A 17,950-nucleotide genomic window follows, 5' to 3' on the forward strand; every position below is an offset into this window, starting at 1 on the left:
TGCGACAGGGCGACTGTCCTCCGTCTATGTGGATCAATCACACATCCAGTTTGACACAACCACGCTTTAGCAAAGGCGCTTGCTCAGGCAATCTTTGTAGGCAGCATTCCACCAAGCAACCGCCTTGCGTGCCTCTGGATCACTCTGGATGAGCCTTTGAACAGTCGCAGGTTTCCACGGTTTTGCTGATCCGTTGAAGTGCAAAACCCTCGCATCAGTCACGCCTAACCCCCACCGTTTCGCGATGTCTTTGCGATGTAACAGCACGAAATTATACGCAGGGCCGATCAGATGTTGTTTGCCCTCAAACACGCGATTGAACAGCAATTGATCCGTATGACCCGTCGCGTTCTCATGCCACTTTGAGGGATCAATCATCGCAACAAGTCGATCCAGATTTTCCAGCGTTCGAATGCTTTTGTCCATCACCATAAAGCCTGCGTTAAAGGCAGATCGCAAACCGGCTTTTTCGGGATCATCCGCTTCTTCAACAAAGCTCTCAGGGTCGCGCATAGTGCCTCTGCAAACCGATCCGTCGCCGCAACAGATCAGCGCATAGGGCATTTCGAAAAGCGGCTCGATTGATCCGCGAAACAGAATATCGCTATCACAAAACAACACGCGATCGTACTGGGTCAGCCCAATCGCCTCAATCGAATGAAATTGCGCGGCTTGCTTGCCAAAGCTCGGCATAGCGTCGATCAACCGATCAACATTTTCACGAAGGGGCGCGCGTGGCTTTACAAACTTGATACGTTCAAAGCTGGATTGAAACGCTGCTTTGTGCCTCTCGCTCAGGTCACTTTCGATAAGCACCAGATCGCCAGAGAACCTTTGGTTCTGCTCCAAGAAAGAGTGCAGCATCACCATCGTAGCAGGCACAAAGCCGTCGCTTGTGACCGTTGCCAAAGCCTTCATTTGATGTCCTGCACGATAGCATCTGCCAAGGCTTCAATCTGAAAATCGTGGCTCGGCCTGACGGCGCGCCTAAGCGCATCCTGCTGCACCAAGTTCGTCACCGCATCAAACAAGAATTGACCCATGCCATGCCCGCGATAGTAATTTTTGCGAAAGGTAAGCTGGGTCAGCCAACGAAATTGCGCTGATCGTTCAAGGGGCTGGATTTCCACTGCCTCTTGTTCTTCGGGGGTCAAAAGATAGGCTCGAAAAAACTGACAAGATTGCGCAGCGAATGCACCAACAGGCAGCAAGAACTTCGCTTTGTCTGCCCGCATCGCCGTTAGCCCGTCGCTCGAACGATCCAGCCTTTCAAGAGCGCTGTCCATCAACCGAACCGTGGGAAAGGCCGAGTGGACCTGCACATCGGGGCCACTGAAGGAGAGCGCGCTAATGTCGTCGGACAGCATGCGATAGCCCCGATCCAGCATCGCGGCCAACAGCGTGGATTTACCAGCGCCAGATTTGCCCAGAAACAGCACCGCGCCTTTCTCGGTCGCAATCGCGCTGGCGTGGAGCGTTAGGATTTCGCGCTGTTGCAAGAGTGCGGCGAAAGCAGAGCCAAGCAAATAGGCATCAACGTCTTGCAGCGCTGCATCTGGAGCAGGATCGACCCAAATCTCGGCCCCGTCCTTCACCAAGAACCGCGCGATATTTTCGATCTCTAACAAGAAGCGGCCTTTCGAGGCCTGCCAATTGCGATACCGAACGTCAAACGGTTCAGCGCCCGATAGTTCGTTGATCCGTCCTGTTCGAACAATGACATCGCTCAGCGCATGCTCGCTCGGGCTAAGCGTCGGCAAAGGGCGATCTGATTGGATCGTCAAACCAAAGGCCGAATATTGGCGCAGGGTCGTCATGGGTGTTCTGACAACAGATCAAACACAATCAAGTGGCTGCATCAAAGTGTTCAAAGATCAAATGAATCCGATCTTCATCGCCTGTATTCTCAACGCCGTGCGGCGCGATATTGTTCACCTCGTAAGCACGGCCAACCGCCAAGTGGCGCTTGCTGTCACCGATGTAAAATACAGCGCCTTCATTCGTTTGAAGGGGGACATGCACCTTGTGCGTGACCAAGTTCGAACCTGCTCCGTCAACATGACGATCAATCACAGCCCCCGCAGACAGGCGCGCAAGCATCACTTTGGAATACTCGCATTGCTTCAGGCCATATTGCGCGGTGATCCCATTCATCACAGGCAGCAGCAAAGGCTTCCAGATCATCCAAATCGGATTGGAATAGAACTCCCGTGGATCGCGGTTTGAGGGGGTGAAACGAAAGATGATATGACGGGTATGATGGAACACATCGAATTTGTTTTCTTTGGCGTTATCTTCTTGCAGCCAGACTGTTTCAGACAGGCGCTGAACCTGCGCCCAGAGCGGCGCAACGTCGACGGGGCCGAGGTCCAGAAACGTCTCGGGCTTTTCAACCAAAGGCAGCTGCGCTGTATTCAAATCGTTCTTCATCAAAACTACATCCAAAGCATGTGCTAGAGATATAAGAAGCCAGATCAGATCGCAATTAGAAGAACAACTTTAAGGCGATAAACAACATAATTCGCATTATGACGTTATTCTCAAATCAGGTGATCACATCCGGCTCAACCCGCCCGATGAGCGTTTGCATTTCGCTGATTGTCAGCGCGGCCTTGCGCACGTTTTGCAGCATCTCTTGCGGTGCGCGATCTGTTTCGTTTTGGGCAAATTGCTCTAGGTAAAGACGCAGGGTCGCGCCTTGAGTCCCTGTGCCAGAAAGACGGAACACTGCGCGCGCGCCGTCGTCGAAAGCTATACGCATACCTTGGTTTTCGCTCACAGAGCCGTCGACTGGATCGAGGTAGCTGAACTCATCCGCAGAAACGATGCGCATACCCTCAACGGTCTGTCCTGCAAGGTCAGGAAGTTTCGCTGCGAGACGCTGCATCAAGGTCTGGGCTTTCTCGCTCGCTACATTTTCGAAGTCATGGCGCGAGTAATAGTTGCGCCCGAATGTTTGCCAATGATCCATCATGATTTCTGCAACCGATTGCTTGCGCTCTGCAAGAATATTGAGCCACAAAAGCACCGCCCAAAGCCCATCTTTTTCGCGCACATGGCTTGATCCTGTTCCAGCGCTTTCTTCGCCGCAAATTGTGACTTTGCCTGCGTCGAGGAGATTGCCGAAGAACTTCCAACCCGTTGGAGTTTCATATGATCCAAGGCCCAGCTTTTTCGCGACGAGATCGCTTGCGGCACTGGTTGGCATGGAGCGGGCAATTCCTGCAAGGCCATCTGCATATGCCGGCGCGAGATGAGCGTTGGCCGCCAGAACAGCAAGACTGTCCGAGGGCGTGACATAAGCCCCCCGCCCTACAATCATATTGCGGTCCCCGTCCCCATCAGAGGCCGCGCCGATGTCTGGTGCATCTTCGGACATCATTAGATCCATCAGAGGTTTTGCCCAAATCGGGTTGGGATCTGGATGACCTTTGCCAAAATCCTCTAGCGGGATGCCGTTCACAACCGTCCCTTTTGCAGCGCCAAGCGCATCTTCAAGAATGGCATGCGCATATGGACCTGTCACCGCGTGCATTGCATCAAAGCGCATGGTGAAACCACCCGCGAACATGTCGCGTATCGCGGCGAAATCGAACAGGCTTTCCATCAAGCTTTGATAGCTCTCAACTGGATCAACCACGCGCACCAGCATGGCGCCAAGCTGGGCCGTGCCTATTTCTTGCAGGTCAACGTCTGCTGCGTCTGCCAACTGATATTCAGATATCGTAAGGGTCGCGTCGAAGATTTTCGCTGTAAGATTTTCAGGCGCAGGACCGCCGTTTTGGCCGTTAAACTTGACGCCAAAGTCCTCATCAATGCCGCCGGGGTTATGGCTCGCTGAGAGAATGAAACCGCCATCAGCAGCGTTCAAGCGGATCAGATGCGAGGCCGCTGGCGTTGATAGGATGCCCCCCTGCCCTACGATCACCTCGCGCACGCCGTTTGCTGCTGCCATCTTGAGAATTGTTTGAATCGCCTGACGATTAAAAAAGCGCCCATCACCGCCGACAATCAGTTTTTTCCCGGTGCCGCCCTCAATCGCGTTGAACGTAGCTTGAATAAAGTTCTCAAGATAATGTTGCTCCATAAAGACACGGGTCTTTTTGCGCAAACCTGAGGTGCCGGGTTTTTGGCCTTCAATCGGTTGGGTCTTAATCTTCATCACACAATCCTTGCTCAACAGGTTCAACAATATCCCCAATGCCCTATCAAATTCTCGTTGATTGGCAAATTGCAAGTCTGCGGCGTGGATTGGAGAGGCGAAATTACGTCTTGCGCCCCCTGCCCTTTAATCTGACGGTTTTTCGAGCAAATACGCCAGATGCTCTAACGCGCTTTCGACCAAAGCCTGATCGACGTCTCCCCCGATGCGGATCATATGGCCATTGCTGTCTGTGTCATGGCGCAGAGTTACACCAGAGGACAAAACACGGGTGTCGGCCTGCCAACCAGGTTTCGCGGCGAAACCTTTGGGGCGCCCGCCCCGCGCTGGATCTTTACGCGCACCGGGCGCCGCGGCATCTATCACCTGCACCAACGCGGCCCATTCTGCTTCGGCGTTTTCAAAGGTGCCGCGCGCGAGAATATCGCGTAGGTCTGCTTCGCTTCCGTTGCGCAACGCATTGGCAAGGCGCAGGCCCTCGCGCTCTTTGATCGCTTCGGGGTACATCAGCATATCGCCAAGCTCCTCAAAGATCAGAGCAAAGGCGCGAATCTTGCTGCGCTTGGCTTTGGAGGCGACGGCAAAGAGCGTGTTCACCCCCTCTTCCGTGCTGCCGAAAACGCCCTGCTGCGCGGCGACAACAGCGATGCGGCCCCGCTCATAATGGGACAGGTTTGAGCGGATTTCGTTCTCTTCCACCATGGCAGTGATCGCGCCGCCAAGGGCATCTGGATCACGCTCAATCGCGGTGATGTTTTGCCATTTTGGATCAGAGCGCCGCGCCGCGAGTTGGCTCATGGCTTTGTAGCGACGGAATCCCGAGAGCAGACCATAAGGTGCCCTGCCCTCTTTGGTATCGTCCTTGGGGGTTTCGCGGCGAAACACCTCGATTGGTAAACGCATGCCATGTGCTTCGATCGAGTTGGTGAGTTCGCTCATTTCGTCGGCGTCGATCATTGTGCGATCACGAATCATCGCGCGCGCATCGATTTGATCGAGCGGAATCGAAAGAAGCTCTCGTCCCTCTTCGCGAATACGTTGAAGCGCGTCTGCGTCCGCCTTTTGTTTGGCATCCGCAGCCCGGGTTTTCGCATCAACAGGGTTAGCTGAGAGAGCGGCATCAGCACTTATCTGGCTGATCGGAGCCATAGCGGACCGCGGGGAGGTTTCGCGGCGAAACTCCTCTTCGATGCGATTTAGGTCATCCGCAGAGGGCGCGGCTACTTTTCTACGCTTGGCCATCGGTGTGCTCCTGTGCTGCTTCGGCGGCTAATTCTGCGGCGTCTTTGAACCATGCACCGACAATGATTTCTTTAACTTCCGCCCAGGTGCGATCAAATGTTTCGCGCCCGCGCACATAGGTATCGCGGTTAAACTCGCGGTAATCGGCCTCGTAAATGCCATTCACTTGCTCACCCGCCTGCCCGATCATCGCGGTCACGTCTTGGCGGAACGTGGTCATGAGATCGCCAAAGTAGGCTTGCACAACATTAGCGAGATCGGCCTGTTGGTTGGCATCAAAGCGGGTAATGAGCGTGCGCACCGCGTCCCATTCGAATTTGATATCCGGCAGGCCCTGTTGGCGACGCTGCACGTTTTCACCGTCCTCGATGGAGGCGAAGGTGGAATAGAGCATGTCAAAGAAGCGGCCCGTTGAATCAAATTCGAGGAAAGACGCACCGAGCGGAACGAGAAGGATGTCAGCGGCGGCAAGCGCATTGATCGTGAGGTAGCCAAGCGCCGGTGGGGTATCGAGGAAGATAAGGTCATACTCATCAAGCAAACCGCTGTCTTCAAGCCCGTTGGTGAGACCATCCCAGAGCTGCCACCCCCTGCCCTGCATACGCCAAACGGGGATCTGGAATTCGGCCCAATAGAGGTTGAGCTGCGCCCCAATGAGATCGATGTTAGGCCAGTGCGTTTCTTGAACGAGGTTTCGCGGCGAAACCTCCAAGGCTTCGGAAAGGGTTTCGTCGAGCGGAATTTCCGCCTCGCCGCGCGCGGCGCGCACGCTGTTTTCAGCTTGCACATGCTGGGCAAAATCACGGGCAAGGATCGGGAAGGCTGTTTGCCATTCATCGCTGACCTCTCCCCCCATGATGCTGGTTAATGACCCCTGACTATCCAGATCAATTACTAACACTTTGTAACCATCCAGTGCGGCGGACATGGCCAGATGCGCGCAGGTCGAAGTTTTGCCGACCCCACCTTTGAAGTTGGCAACCGCTATGACTTTGGCATCCACACCTTCCGGCCGGTAGGGCTGGTATTCGCGGTTTGCTGCACCCTCGGCGGCGAAATGGGCGCGCAGGGTCATGATCTCGGAGAGGTCGAACCACTTGGAATTGCCCTCGCCCGTGCCTTGGGGAAGGTCAGGATTGGCGCGCAGCACGCGGCGGAAATGGGCGGGAGCGACGGGGATGAGGTAACGGCAGACTTCCCATGTAGAGAAGCGGCGCAGTTGCTTTTTGCCGTCGGGCGCATGGCCTGTCTTGGCCAGTTCATCGCGGCCACGTGCGGCGAAAGCCGCGGCTTTCGCGAATCGGGCGGTGTCGATAGGCTGAGTTAGTTTCGCAGCGGCACGCTCTGGGTCGATACCAAAATAAGGGGGGAGCGGGGGTTTAGCGTTGCTCGTCATTCTGCTGATCTCATGTTCGTTTGTTATTATGATATGGACGAAAGAATGGCACATCATACGCCGAAAAGGAATCATTCTTCTTAAGCTGTCTCACATGGAAGAAAACAACGCCAGAATGGTTTAAGATATATAGATTCTTTATAGACTTTGCGTCTGATAAATGACCCTTTTTCAAAGGGTTAGTTATATTTGGGGATACGAATACAGGATAAAAGGTACCTGAATGCAGGACGAAGGGAGCCTTAGATCGGGATAAAAGGCGCCGATTCGCGGGATGAAGGGTCTAATTGGCAATTTAGGGTCTAACTTGGTAATCCGAGTGCGAAGGTCGGTTCCGATCATCCCGTAACTGGGTACCTTTAAGGGTTGGTTAACGCACAGCGCGCTCGTGGTTAAAGTACCAATTGGATGATTGAGAAGAGGTTCCTTTTGAGATAAGCTGCTCACAATAAGGTTCCAAAGAGAACCGCGAGCAGAGGTACTTTATCCATGCAGGATGATATTCCCAAGGACAGATTGACCGGCGCATTGCGGCGCGGGTCAGTGAAAAAGCACGTTGCCGCGATTCATGTGTCGGGCAAACTGACGCTGCTGCAACGCAAATTGTCGAATGTGTTGCTGCTGAATGCCTATGATCGTCTTGGCGATGCGCAGATGTTTGAAATGGACGCGCGCACACTTTGCATGATGGTTGGATATAACTCGAACGATTTTGACACGCTTAAGGCCTCACTGCGTGGCCTCGCGGAAACGGTGGCGGAATGGGACATGCTGGGCGCGGATGGGGCGCAGGAATGGGGCGTGTCGAGCTTGCTCAGCTATGCCAAGCTGAAAGGCGGGGTGTGCGAATATGCCTACTCGCCCGCGCTTGCGGAAAAGCTGGCGGATCCGAAAGTGTTCGCGCTGATTAACCTTAATATCCAGCGGCGATTTACCAGTGGGCACGCGCTGGCGCTTTATGAAAATTGCTATCGCTTTCATCGCACGGGCAGCACGGGGTGGTGGCCGCTTGAGACGTTTCGTCGTTTGATGGGGGTTGAGGATAGTGCCTATTACCAGACCTTCAAACACCTGAACGCGAAGATCATCAAACCTGCGGTGGCCGAGGTAAACAAGTCGAGCAATATCATTGTGACGGCAGAGACGCGTAAACGGGGCAGGGCAGTAACAGACATAAGGTTCGTGATCGCGCCCAACCCGCAATTGGCGATTCTGGATTTGGATGATGGCACGGGGCTGCGGCGCGCGCCTGTGTATGATCGCTTGCGCGGTATGGGCGTTGCGGATCGTTTGGCGCGGCAATGGATCACCCAGCATGGCGAAGATGTGGTGGCGCAAAAGCTGGCTTATGTGGAAGGGCAGGGGGGTGATGTGCGCTCGCCTGTGGGGTATCTGACGGCGGCGCTGAAGGACGACTATGGCGCTCCAAGCAAGCCCGAGACGCCTAAGAGCGCGCGCGCCAAAGTGTTGGCGGTGGTGCAAGAGCTGGCGAAATCGCGCACGCCGACCCAGCGCGATGCGGACAAGCGGCTGTTCATGTCAACGCTGACGCAGAACAACGCGCGCGATGATTTTGAGCGGCACGGCTGGATGTCGGCGCTGAACCGCGATGCGATAGAAGCCTTCTGGCGCGACCTGTTTCCAGAGGCGTTTGACGCCCTTGGGTCTGAGCCGCGCACAGGAGAAGCAAGAGTCTAATAAGGCTAATACTGCTCATAGTCGGACACACGGCCTGCTAGACCGTCTTGCGCGATGCCGGATGAGCAGGGCGATCCGCTTGGATTGCTGGCGGTCTTGCCCGCATGACCATTTGGACCGGGGTAGCCTGCGGTAAACTGCACGCCAGCCATATCGGGAATCGACGCTGACGCAAAGGTGATGCCGATTGCTGGGCCACCATTGCCGCCCGAACTTGCGCCGCTAGAGCCGCCCCAACCACCAACACCGCCATCGCCACCATCGCCAGCCTCGGCGTTGTTATGAGATTCGCCGCTAGAGCCAGAGCCGTTAGAGCCGGGCGCAACGGAGGGCATGTTAGAGCCACCGTCGCCCCCTGTTCCGCCAGTGCCACCTGTTATTCGCACGTTGTCGAGCGAGATCGTGGCGTCAAAGACCTGAATTCCGATAGAGGCGCCGCCCTGCACGCCGCCTGTTGATGCTGTTGCACCACATGCGCCATCACCACCGTCCCCGCCTGCGCCGCCGTCGGCAGATTCCTGAACCAGAGAGCAGGCTTGGCCAACCGCTTGGCCCGCAGCGCCGCCGCCGCCGCCACTGCCGTTTGTCCCTGCAGTGCCATTGCCGCCATGTGTCGTGAGCCAGACACCAGCGCTGGAATAGCTGCCAGCCACTGTCGTATTGGCGAGGCCCGTTGTGCCGCAGATACCATCAACGCCAGCGCTGCCATTTGGTCCATCGCTGCCGGTGTAGTTGTCGCAGGTCCAGCCGTTGGTATCACAAACGGAATCGGCTGCGGCTGTTCCGCCGCTGCCACCGTTCCCCTGATTGGAGTTACCGCCCTTTGTGCCCGAACAATCATCACCCGAGCAGGTCGCATCGCAGCTCGAAACATCGCCAGTGATGACGTTATAATTAACGTGGCCGTAGGTTGCGCTGCCGCCCGTGCCGCCCGACGCGATGGTGCAGGTGCCAGCAACGCTATCGGTGCCTGTCAGGCCGTCGCCCGCAACCGCACCAGTGATGGCGATATTGGTGAGGGTGAGGTCGGCGCTATTGCTGACGGTGATCGCGATAGAGGTGTCAGAGGTCGTTCCGTCGCTGGCCGCATTGCTGGCCAGCACGTTGAAATTGCCAAGCTGAGTGCCTGTTGAGCTATCAACCGAAATCGCAGGGCTGCCGCCAGCGGGCGCGTAGATGTTTGACGTAGATGTTTCGGGCGCTGTGCCTTCGACGCAGCCGCCAACGAGTTGCTGACCGGTCTTTAGCGAGAGCGTCGCGCTTGGGCTATACTGGCCGTAATAGGCTTTTACCGTGCAGGCGGCATCGTTGCAGGCGGTAAGGCCAGCGCTGAGCGTGAGGCATGTGTTTGTTTCTGATGTTCCGCAGCTATTGCTGTCTGTGCCAGAAGGGCTGACGAAAACCGTTTGAGACGGCGAGGCAAGGAGCGTCGTGGGGCAGGCCCAGCTTGATGAGGCGTCAAGTGTCAGCGGCACCTCGCAAGAGGCGGGGGATTGGTTTTGAATGTCGAGCCGTTTTGCCTGCGCGGATAGGGAACATCCCAGCACAGCATCGGTGAAATTCGCGCGGCAGCCTTGCATGTCGTCGATGAGGGCTGGCCCTGCGATCACGCCTTCAAGCTGTGCGCCTTCAAAATTGGCGCATGAAATGTTGGCGTATTGCAGATCAGCGGCGCTAAGAGTGGCGCCACTAAAGTTGGCTTTGCTGAGGTTGGAATTTTCAAGCGCGTTTCCTCTGCGGCCCGCTTTGGTGAAAGTCGCGCCTTCGAAGTTGGCACCGCTAAGGTCCGCGCCCGTGAACACTGCGCCCTTAAGGGTTGCACCAGAGAAATTGGCACCTGCCAGATTGGAATTGGCGAAATTCGGGCTTTGCAGGGTTTGGCCTGCGAAATTTGCGCCTTGCAGATCGCAATTGGCACAGATGTCTTGGGCGTGGCTTGTAGAGGCCCAGAGCGTCAAGCCAGCGACAATGAGTGACGTGAGTTTAGGAAGAGAAAACATTTCGAATCCTTTGAGAATTGGCGTGACGCGCTTGGGGGTTTGATGGCTTTAACTCTCGGGGATGGGCGGCAACCATTGGCTGACCGAGGGCAGGGTGCGCACCCCTGCGGTGCCGCCATTGTCGGAGGCGGGAACAGCAGGCCCTGCGACAGTGCCATTGCCGTCGGTCACATTGGCAAAGTTCAGCGTATAGAGATCGTGCCACATATCCACGTAGAGCGCGGCGGCGGCCATGCCGTTGGTGGTCACCAGCGGGTTTTCTGACGTCGCCTCTTCGCCGTATTGGTAGATCGCCATATTGTATTGATCGGGCGAGGCACCATCGCCCGTGTAATAGAGCACGAACATATAGGTCATTTTCTGATCCCCGACGGCGCTGATATCGAGATAGGTGTAATCGCCGACACCTTCGATTGGCAGGAAGGGCGTCGGCAGACCGCTTTCATCGAAGAAGCGATTTACCGGGTTGCCGTTGATGTCAAAGGCTTGGATGCGCGCGATGGCGGGGATGGGCAGGGCGAGGCCGCTGTTCGTGCCGCCTTGCGAACTTTCAAGGACCAAGATCGTGCCATCATAGGAGCAGGTGACCGCAACGGGGCGTATAAGCAGACCAACGCGGTCTGCGTCAAAGGACTGGCCTGCGAAATCGACCGCGAAGGGTAGGTCGGTATCGGCAACCCCTGCATCCGGGATTTGTGTGATGCTGAGTTTAGCGCTGGCCTGATTGACTGCCACGACTTTGCCTGCGGGGTGGATCACCATCGAATCGGGATAGAGCGAGAAGCGGCCCCAGCTTGGTAGATCATCGGATGTGTCGATCGTGACGCTTTCGCCGCCAAGGGTGATCGCGCGTAGATGATAGCCACCGCCTTCGTCAGAGGTGGCGAGGGCTTTGCGCGGATCGACGTAGTAGTCCCCAAGCGAGACATCATCTGGATCGGGAACAGGCGTGCCTGTGATTGGCGGGTTAAGTACCCATTGGCCGTTGTCGTCCATTAAGAACTTGGGTGGATAGGGATCATAAACGACTTGGCTAAGCCCTTCAAAGCCTTGCGTGGGGAAGGCCGCGCCTGCCATTGGATCGCCCGGATCATCGCCAATCGTGCCGGGGATATCGACGTTTTGCATGACCGAAAGCTGCTGCTGCGCAGTGCCGCCAGACGCGCTTGGCACACCCAAGCACGCCGCGCGCCATGCAAAGCCGAGGGCGCCAAAGCGTTGACTAAAGCTAAGACCAGACCAAACCGAAATATGATTGCCCGTTGCGCCACTATTGAGTGACGTCCCGAGGGTTTCTTGCGGGTTTTGATCGGTGGGATCCCATTGGTAATTGCCGTTTTGGTAGGTGAGCAAACTGGTCTGGGTATAGATCGAGTTTGCGTCTAGCGGGATCGGGTTTTCGACCAGATACATCGCGACTTCGGCAGCGTCGGCTTCGTTATTGTCCAGCCACCCTGTTGTGGCCTGCGCGGCAGTCCAAGAGTTGATATAGTAGGACACTTCAATCTTGAATTCGCCGCCAAGGGTGTTGTTCGGAAACTCTGCGATGATCAATTCGGTTGGTGTTGTGTCGTAGGTTTGCGTCCAAGTGACTGTTGGGCGGCTGTCTGATTTGTAGATAAAGCGTACCGTGACCGTTGCTTCGTCATCAGGGTGCATGGCGGGGAAGACGCCTGCCTGAGGGTCAGGGTTTACGGTGACTTCTGATGTGATCGTCGCCTTAACGTTTGACGTTATGTTCCAAGGCGAGGTTGTCATTTCAACGACTGTTTGCGTTATCTGAGCAACGCCAACAGACAGGGAAAGCGCAAAGAAAGCCCAGCCTGCGAAGGGGATTTCTTCGGCAGCTTCTTCCACGAGCATTTCAGCTTCGACGTAGACGAGAATCTCGAAAGATATCGGCGAGAACAGCACGTTCGCGATACTGGCCACATCGCCCCAGTCGATTTCCTTGTCCGCGACCAAGCCATACACGGCGTCAGAGAGGTAATAAATGATCTTGGCGAGCGCGGTCTTCCACACGCCTTTGAGCTCTTTGTCGATCAGTTCTTGAGTACCCGCGTTGGACATATTTGAAGCCATACCAGCGAGCATGACGACTGGAACAATCATATCCATCAGGGCGGTCAGGGCACCGCCAAACAGCGGTGTTTTCCCCCAAGTCATTTCACCGCACAGACCAAGCCCAGAGCCGAAGACCTCGGCGGAGACCGCACCCTCGGGGAATTGCATCGTCACATCAAGCGAAGCGTGAACGGTCGGAACGCCAACAATGGTCGTGACACCAGATGTGTAACCGATGAATTGCACTGTGTCGTATTCGATTAGATGTCCAAGAACCTTGCGAATGTCGTAGGTCAGCGACGTTAAGGTGTCTTCGCCAACCGGAGTCCAGTTTTTGAGCGAGATTTCGTTGCCTTCAGCGTCAAGGAAGCGGACGTAATATCCAAGATACCGCAGATCGACGTCGTCGAAATTGACTGTGAATTGCTTTTTGTCCGATTGAATATCAGTGATTTCAATCTTGAGGCCACTGGTGCGCTGGGTATTGGTAAGCGCAACAGTCCAATCGTCGTCTTGTGTGACCGCGACGCTGGCCAATTTGCTGGGACTTGCAGCGGCGGCCTTTGGCGCCGGAGCTGGATCAGCAGAAGGCGTTGGATTGGCCGCAACAATGCTTTGCCCCGCTTGCGTGCGCCATGTGGTGCCCTCAAGCGAGGGATCGCTATTGGCGAGCAACATCAGGTTGGTTTGTGCATCCCCTGCGGCATCCATGTATTGCTGGCAAGGGTTCACGAAATAGCTGTTCATCTCGGGATAGGATTTGGTCACGCCGCGGGGGGTCGTGGCGGTGACATTTGGATCAGCGTCATGCTGGAAGTGCACCAAGGTTGCCCATCCTTCGCCTTCGGTGGTTGTCGGCGTTCCCAGCTCGCGCATAAGGGTGCCGAGATCGTCGAACATGTCGGACAACACCAAATTGCCTGTCATGAACCCAACAAGAGCGCGGGCGACGTCTGGGTTGCGCGTGACAAGTTGAGGGTGGCTATAGGCCAGCGCCATCGCGGTGGTCTTGTGGTTGATCATCTCTTGCAGCACCAGATCGTCGCTTGCGTCTTCTGCGCGCGGCGGCACATAGATTGCCGCGTGGCTTGGAACGGATGGGGCAGCAAATTCGTCGAGGGTATTGGCGCTGTGTTTGATATGGACACGCACAGCAGAGTGGCGGGGCATCATCACGACTTGAGTGAAGTGGGTCAGGTGATGATCGGGAATATCCGCGAGCTTTGGGTTTGCTATGCGGGCTTGTGCGCGGCTCGCATCGGTGTGGGGCTGCAAGGGGTGATTGCCGCCTGCGGCGCGGACCCAATAGTCTTCGCCGTCATAAGCTTGCGAAAGATCGGCGTGAAAAACGGTGGCATAGCAGTCTATGGTCTCGGTCATCGGATTTATCCCCCTAGGTCGTAAAGTGCATTCTTGGAAAGGTTTGGCAGTCGTTTATTGATTTGGGCAATTTGGGTTTGCGATTGGATCCCAAGATCTAGTTTGGCTGTTAAAATCGGCGCATTGGCTGGTTTGATAAGCGGTGTAACTTCCATCAAGGCTCAGCGAGCTACAGGTGAAATCTGGATTGCAGGCCATATAGAGATTAACCAATTTACCCTGCGGGTTTTCGCTCAGGCTATGGGCGATTGTGTCGAGCGGGCCAATGTCGGTGAGTTCGTTCTGTTGCAGGTTCAAGGTTTCAAGCTTGCTGAGCGCTGAAAGATCGGTGTTGAATGAATCCAGTACAGTCGTCAGCACATTGTCAGAGAGATCGGCAAAGACCAGTTCATTCTGGATCGAGAGGTCAAAGGTCACGATAGAGTTGCCAGAGGCATCCAGGTTCTCGAAATAGGTATCTTCAATGCCGGTGATTGAGCTAAGGCAATCACCCTTTGAGACACAGTTTTGCGGAATTTCCAGCCATGTCACGGATGAAATTTTGCTCATGTTCAGTGTGGCCAGCTTGTTGTAGCCGAGTTTGAGTTCGGTCAGGTCAGGAAAGCTGAAACTGGTTGAAAATTCAGTGATCTCGTTCGCGGTCAGGTCCAAAGAAACCAGACCTGTGAAATTCTCAAGACCGCCAAGATCGCTGATATTTTGATCTGCGCAGGATAGGCTAAGCTGCTTGGCCGCGGTGGTGATGGTAATGCTGGTTGGATCGCCGGGCAAAGAGGCGAGCACGCAGGCTTCAAGGTTGGGATCGGTAAACACGACCAGATCGCTTGGCGCGGTTCCGCAATCTGGTTCGCTCCACATTATCTGCGTTGAAGGCGGGTTCGTGCAGCTGCTTGTTGTCCAATTGGGGATTTTCCATTGGTTTGCATCGCAGATCGCGGGATCACCGTTGGGGCAGGCCACTTCGGTGGTAAGATCGGGGAAAGTAACGGGGCCATAAGGATCACCCGTCGCGGCGATTGTTCCGCAGTTCTGAAAGCCTTCGACGGCAGGGCAGCAATCGGCGGCGGCTGGCATCACCGCGTTCACAAAATTGGCCTGCGTTACCACGCTATTGGTAAAGTTCGATCCACCCATTTGAGCGCAAGAAAAGGTCACGCCTGAATTTTCACCACCGCTTTGTAGCGTGGCGTTCGAGAAGTTGGCGTTTTGCAGGATGGACGCGCTGAAATCGACTTGTTCCAGCACAGTGTTGGTGCCGGAAAAGTCAACATTGGGCATGATCGCGCCCACGAATGAAGTGCCTTGCAATTGCAGGTCTTTAAAGCTTGCGCCCTCTAGATTTGAGCTGCCAAAGACGAGGCCGTTCAGCTTGGCCGCATCGAAGATCGCGTTTTGGAAATCCGCCGTTGTGATAATCGCGCTATTAAGCGGCGAAGAGGCTTGTAGATTGGCATTTTTGAACGACGCGTTGCGGAAATTCGTTTGATTCATGCTGGCACTGCTGAACATCGCGTAGTCCAGCGTCGCATAGGCGAAAATCGTTTGAGTGAGTGTCGTGGATTGGAAGTTCGCTGCGCTGCTCGGCAGTGTTGAAGTCGGCGCTGGCGTGGTGCAATTCGTGGAGATCGCGCTGGAAGAGCTGGTTTGCTCATAATAGGCGCGCGCGCAGGTTAGATCGGCGTAAGCTAAGGTCGAGCCGCTCAGATCAATGCCGTTAAGCGCGGTGTTTTGCAGGATCGCATTGGTGAGGGTAGATTCAGAGAAATCGACGCCTGTAAGATTTGCGCCCGTCATGTCGATGCTGGTGAAATCCGTCATCGAAAGCATCGCGCCACTGATGTCTTTCCCAACAAGGTTGAACAGCTCGGGTGTCAGGTTTTGAAAGTTGGTTGCGGTGAAATCAATCTTGCCCCAATTGTCGGTCGAAATCGTGCGCACGTCGATAATCGCACTGGCAAAGCTGGAGCGGCAGGTGGCATCGGAAAACGACTGCGCCCCACCAAAGGACGCGTCCATCATCGCGGTTCCCGAGAAATCCGTGCAATCAAAGTTGGCATATTCCAGCAGCACTGCTTCGATGTTAGCCGAGATAAAGCAAGCGCTGGTCAGGGTCGCGTTGTTGAACGTGGTTGTGCCGCGCTGCGTTGAGCCAAGGGTTGTTCCGCCAAAAGTGGCCCCCGTCAAATCCTGCCCCGTAAAGTCGGTTCCAGAAATGTCGCTGCCGTTAAAATTCGCGCCTCTCAGGTCCAAGCCACTGGAAGCGGTGAAATTGCGATCGGTGAGAACTTGGTTCGAATAGTCTGGCCCCGTTCCTGGTGTGCATTCGGGCGTATCCGCGCTGGCGGAAAACGATGCGCAGGTGAGGAAAAACATGGCAAGGCCAAGGCGCTTAAACTGGGATATGAGTTGTGAAAATACAGAGATATTCGGTCACCTTTATTTGGCTGAACAACACTGAAACAAGAAAGAATTTTGCATAAAACGCGAGCAATCACACGCAAGCGTTGTGTAATTTTTTTCGCCTGTCAATTTTTTATTAAAGGTCAGTTCCCGTTAAAGCTGTGCAAAGCTGAGTTTCAAACTCAACATTTGTCTTTTTACGCAAGGGGAAAACGGGCGCTTTTAGCGTTCCAAGGACAGGGCAAAAAAGCGAAATGGTGTGAAGGCGTGAGGGTCGGACAGCGGCAGAAATCGCAGATTGGACACCTGATTAATCCGAGGTCCAATGAGAGATTCGAGCGCCTCGCGCGAATAGGCCAGATGGGGAATCGGCGCGCAATCGAGCAGGGGCAAGACCCCCTTAGACAAAACGTGGAAAGAGGGCGTGTCCAAAGGTTGAAATGCTTTGTCAAAGTCGAGCATTTCACCGAGCGTTTGAATGTTTGTCTGAAAGCCGAGCTTGTCGGAGACCGTTTTCAGATGCCCGAACTGCACCAAAAATTCGAGATGGTTTTGCAGGTGAACGGCCTTTGGAACGCGATCCAATGTGCCGTATTCCGTCAGGATTGCTTTGCCCGTTTCCGAGAGGCATTTGCCTAGCGTTTCCAAAAAGCGAATGGCCCCGAAATTGATGACGCTTGTTTGATTGGGGCCAGTGATCGATTTTGGCAAATCGAGATCATATTTGATCGCTAACCCCGTTGCGTCCGAGGTTGCCTTATTATTGTGCACATCAGCAACATTGATCGGCGCGACGCTTAGATCAGCGATGACTTCATTGCTAATCACGAGATCGAATTTTTCATGTGCGAAGTCATAGGTTTCGATATTGCCGTGTAAAAATCTGATCTTGCCCAGATGCTCGGCGCAGACGGTTTTTTGCGACTCTGCCAGATCGGGAGAAAGATCAAAAAGAGTCAGGGAAATTGTGTCGTACAGATCGCGGCGGCGCTGTGAAAGGGTAGTCAGAAGCGCTTCCGCGAAATAGCCCAAGCCGCATCCGACCTCGATGATGCGCGCGTTGGGGGTGATCCAGCCTTGCTCTAACAGCCAGTCGCAAAACGCTTCGCCGTAGGTGCGATTTTTCAGGGCGTCGCTGGGTGCGCGATAGGCATGAGAAATCGTGGTTTCAACGCTGTCAAATTGCTCATGCGCGGCGCTTATTCCAGTTTTGTGAAACGTGTCGTTGTCGTCTTTCGTCGCGTTCATCGCGGCCCAGATGTCGCGCAGTTCAATAGCCGCGGCTATGGTTTTGTCGCGTTTCGCTGCCATTTTTGGATCGGCCATGCGCAAGCTGATCGCATCGGGTGCCCAAGTGATGAGATCGCGAAATATGTCATCGCATTGAGCGAGCGACATGCCCAGCATATGCGCAATATCGGTTTTGGAGCGAGAGCCATCAATGCACTCAAGGAGGCGGTGTTCGATATCGCTGAGAGTTCGGGTTTTTATTGCGCCCGAAGCGCTATGAAAAACGGCGGTCTGCGCGCCCGTGTCGTCGGTGCGCAGCCATACGAGGTCTGGCGCAATGTCGATCAAGGCGGAGGCTGAAAAATCTGCTGAATTCAT

11 protein-coding genes are annotated in these 17,950 nt (G+C 55.0%); 1 reads left to right on the forward strand and 10 read right to left on the reverse strand.

What is annotated here, in order from left to right:
* Nucleotides 1-66 precede the first annotated feature (66 nt).
* From ACRBCU_RS18830 to ACRBCU_RS18855, 6 genes are all read right to left on the reverse strand, one after another.
* Nucleotides 67-918 carry a glycosyltransferase family 8 protein gene (locus ACRBCU_RS18830; protein ID WP_431366936.1) on the reverse strand — a complete coding sequence of 284 codons (852 nt, stop codon included), beginning with the start codon at nucleotides 916-918 and terminating at the stop codon, nucleotides 67-69.
* The gene (locus ACRBCU_RS18835) at nucleotides 915-1,817 is read right to left on the reverse strand and encodes a hypothetical protein (protein WP_431366937.1); all 903 of its coding nucleotides are present in this window, start codon (nucleotides 1,815-1,817) and stop codon (nucleotides 915-917) included. The genes ACRBCU_RS18830 and ACRBCU_RS18835 overlap by 4 nt, the downstream gene beginning before the upstream one ends.
* Nucleotides 1,818-1,845: 28 nt before the next feature.
* Nucleotides 1,846-2,430, reverse strand: a complete 585-nt coding sequence (locus ACRBCU_RS18840; protein ID WP_431366938.1) for an aspartyl/asparaginyl beta-hydroxylase domain-containing protein — start codon at nucleotides 2,428-2,430, stop codon at nucleotides 1,846-1,848.
* A gap of 115 nt (nucleotides 2,431-2,545) precedes the next feature.
* Complete coding sequence (locus ACRBCU_RS18845) at nucleotides 2,546-4,162, reverse strand: alpha-D-glucose phosphate-specific phosphoglucomutase (RefSeq protein WP_431366939.1); 1,617 nt, start codon at nucleotides 4,160-4,162, stop codon at nucleotides 2,546-2,548.
* A gap of 126 nt (nucleotides 4,163-4,288) precedes the next feature.
* Nucleotides 4,289-5,404 carry a ParB/RepB/Spo0J family partition protein gene (locus ACRBCU_RS18850; RefSeq protein ID WP_431366940.1) on the reverse strand — a complete coding sequence of 372 codons (1,116 nt, stop codon included), beginning with the start codon at nucleotides 5,402-5,404 and terminating at the stop codon, nucleotides 4,289-4,291.
* A complete protein-coding gene (locus ACRBCU_RS18855; RefSeq protein ID WP_431366941.1) occupies nucleotides 5,391-6,800 on the reverse strand; it encodes an AAA family ATPase in 1,410 nt (469 codons plus the stop codon). The genes ACRBCU_RS18850 and ACRBCU_RS18855 overlap by 14 nt, the downstream gene beginning before the upstream one ends.
* A 489-nt stretch (nucleotides 6,801-7,289) precedes the next feature.
* Here ACRBCU_RS18855 and ACRBCU_RS18860 point away from each other — a divergent pair, with 489 nt between their 5' ends.
* Entirely contained in the window at nucleotides 7,290-8,498 is a 1,209-nt protein-coding gene (locus ACRBCU_RS18860) for a replication initiation protein (RefSeq protein ID WP_431366942.1), read from the forward strand.
* 5 nt (nucleotides 8,499-8,503) lie between these two features.
* Here ACRBCU_RS18860 and ACRBCU_RS18865 read toward each other — a convergent pair whose 3' ends face one another.
* The 4 genes from ACRBCU_RS18865 to ACRBCU_RS18880 all read right to left on the reverse strand — a co-directional run bounded on the left by ACRBCU_RS18865 (nucleotide 8,504) and on the right by ACRBCU_RS18880 (nucleotide 17,950).
* Nucleotides 8,504-10,498 carry a pentapeptide repeat-containing protein gene (locus tag ACRBCU_RS18865; protein ID WP_431366943.1) on the reverse strand — a complete coding sequence of 665 codons (1,995 nt, stop codon included), beginning with the start codon at nucleotides 10,496-10,498 and terminating at the stop codon, nucleotides 8,504-8,506.
* A gap of 48 nt (nucleotides 10,499-10,546) precedes the next feature.
* The gene (locus tag ACRBCU_RS18870) at nucleotides 10,547-13,942 is read right to left on the reverse strand and encodes a hypothetical protein (protein WP_431366944.1); all 3,396 of its coding nucleotides are present in this window, start codon (nucleotides 13,940-13,942) and stop codon (nucleotides 10,547-10,549) included.
* A gap of 54 nt (nucleotides 13,943-13,996) precedes the next feature.
* Nucleotides 13,997-16,315 carry a pentapeptide repeat-containing protein gene (locus ACRBCU_RS18875; protein WP_431366945.1) on the reverse strand — a complete coding sequence of 773 codons (2,319 nt, stop codon included), beginning with the start codon at nucleotides 16,313-16,315 and terminating at the stop codon, nucleotides 13,997-13,999.
* 249 nt (nucleotides 16,316-16,564) lie between these two features.
* The gene (locus tag ACRBCU_RS18880; protein ID WP_431366946.1) at nucleotides 16,565-17,950 is read right to left on the reverse strand and encodes an SAM-dependent methyltransferase; all 1,386 of its coding nucleotides are present in this window, start codon (nucleotides 17,948-17,950) and stop codon (nucleotides 16,565-16,567) included.

Source organism: Planktotalea sp. (genome assembly GCF_050633725.1).
In the GTDB taxonomy this organism is placed as follows: domain Bacteria; phylum Pseudomonadota; class Alphaproteobacteria; order Rhodobacterales; family Rhodobacteraceae; genus Planktotalea.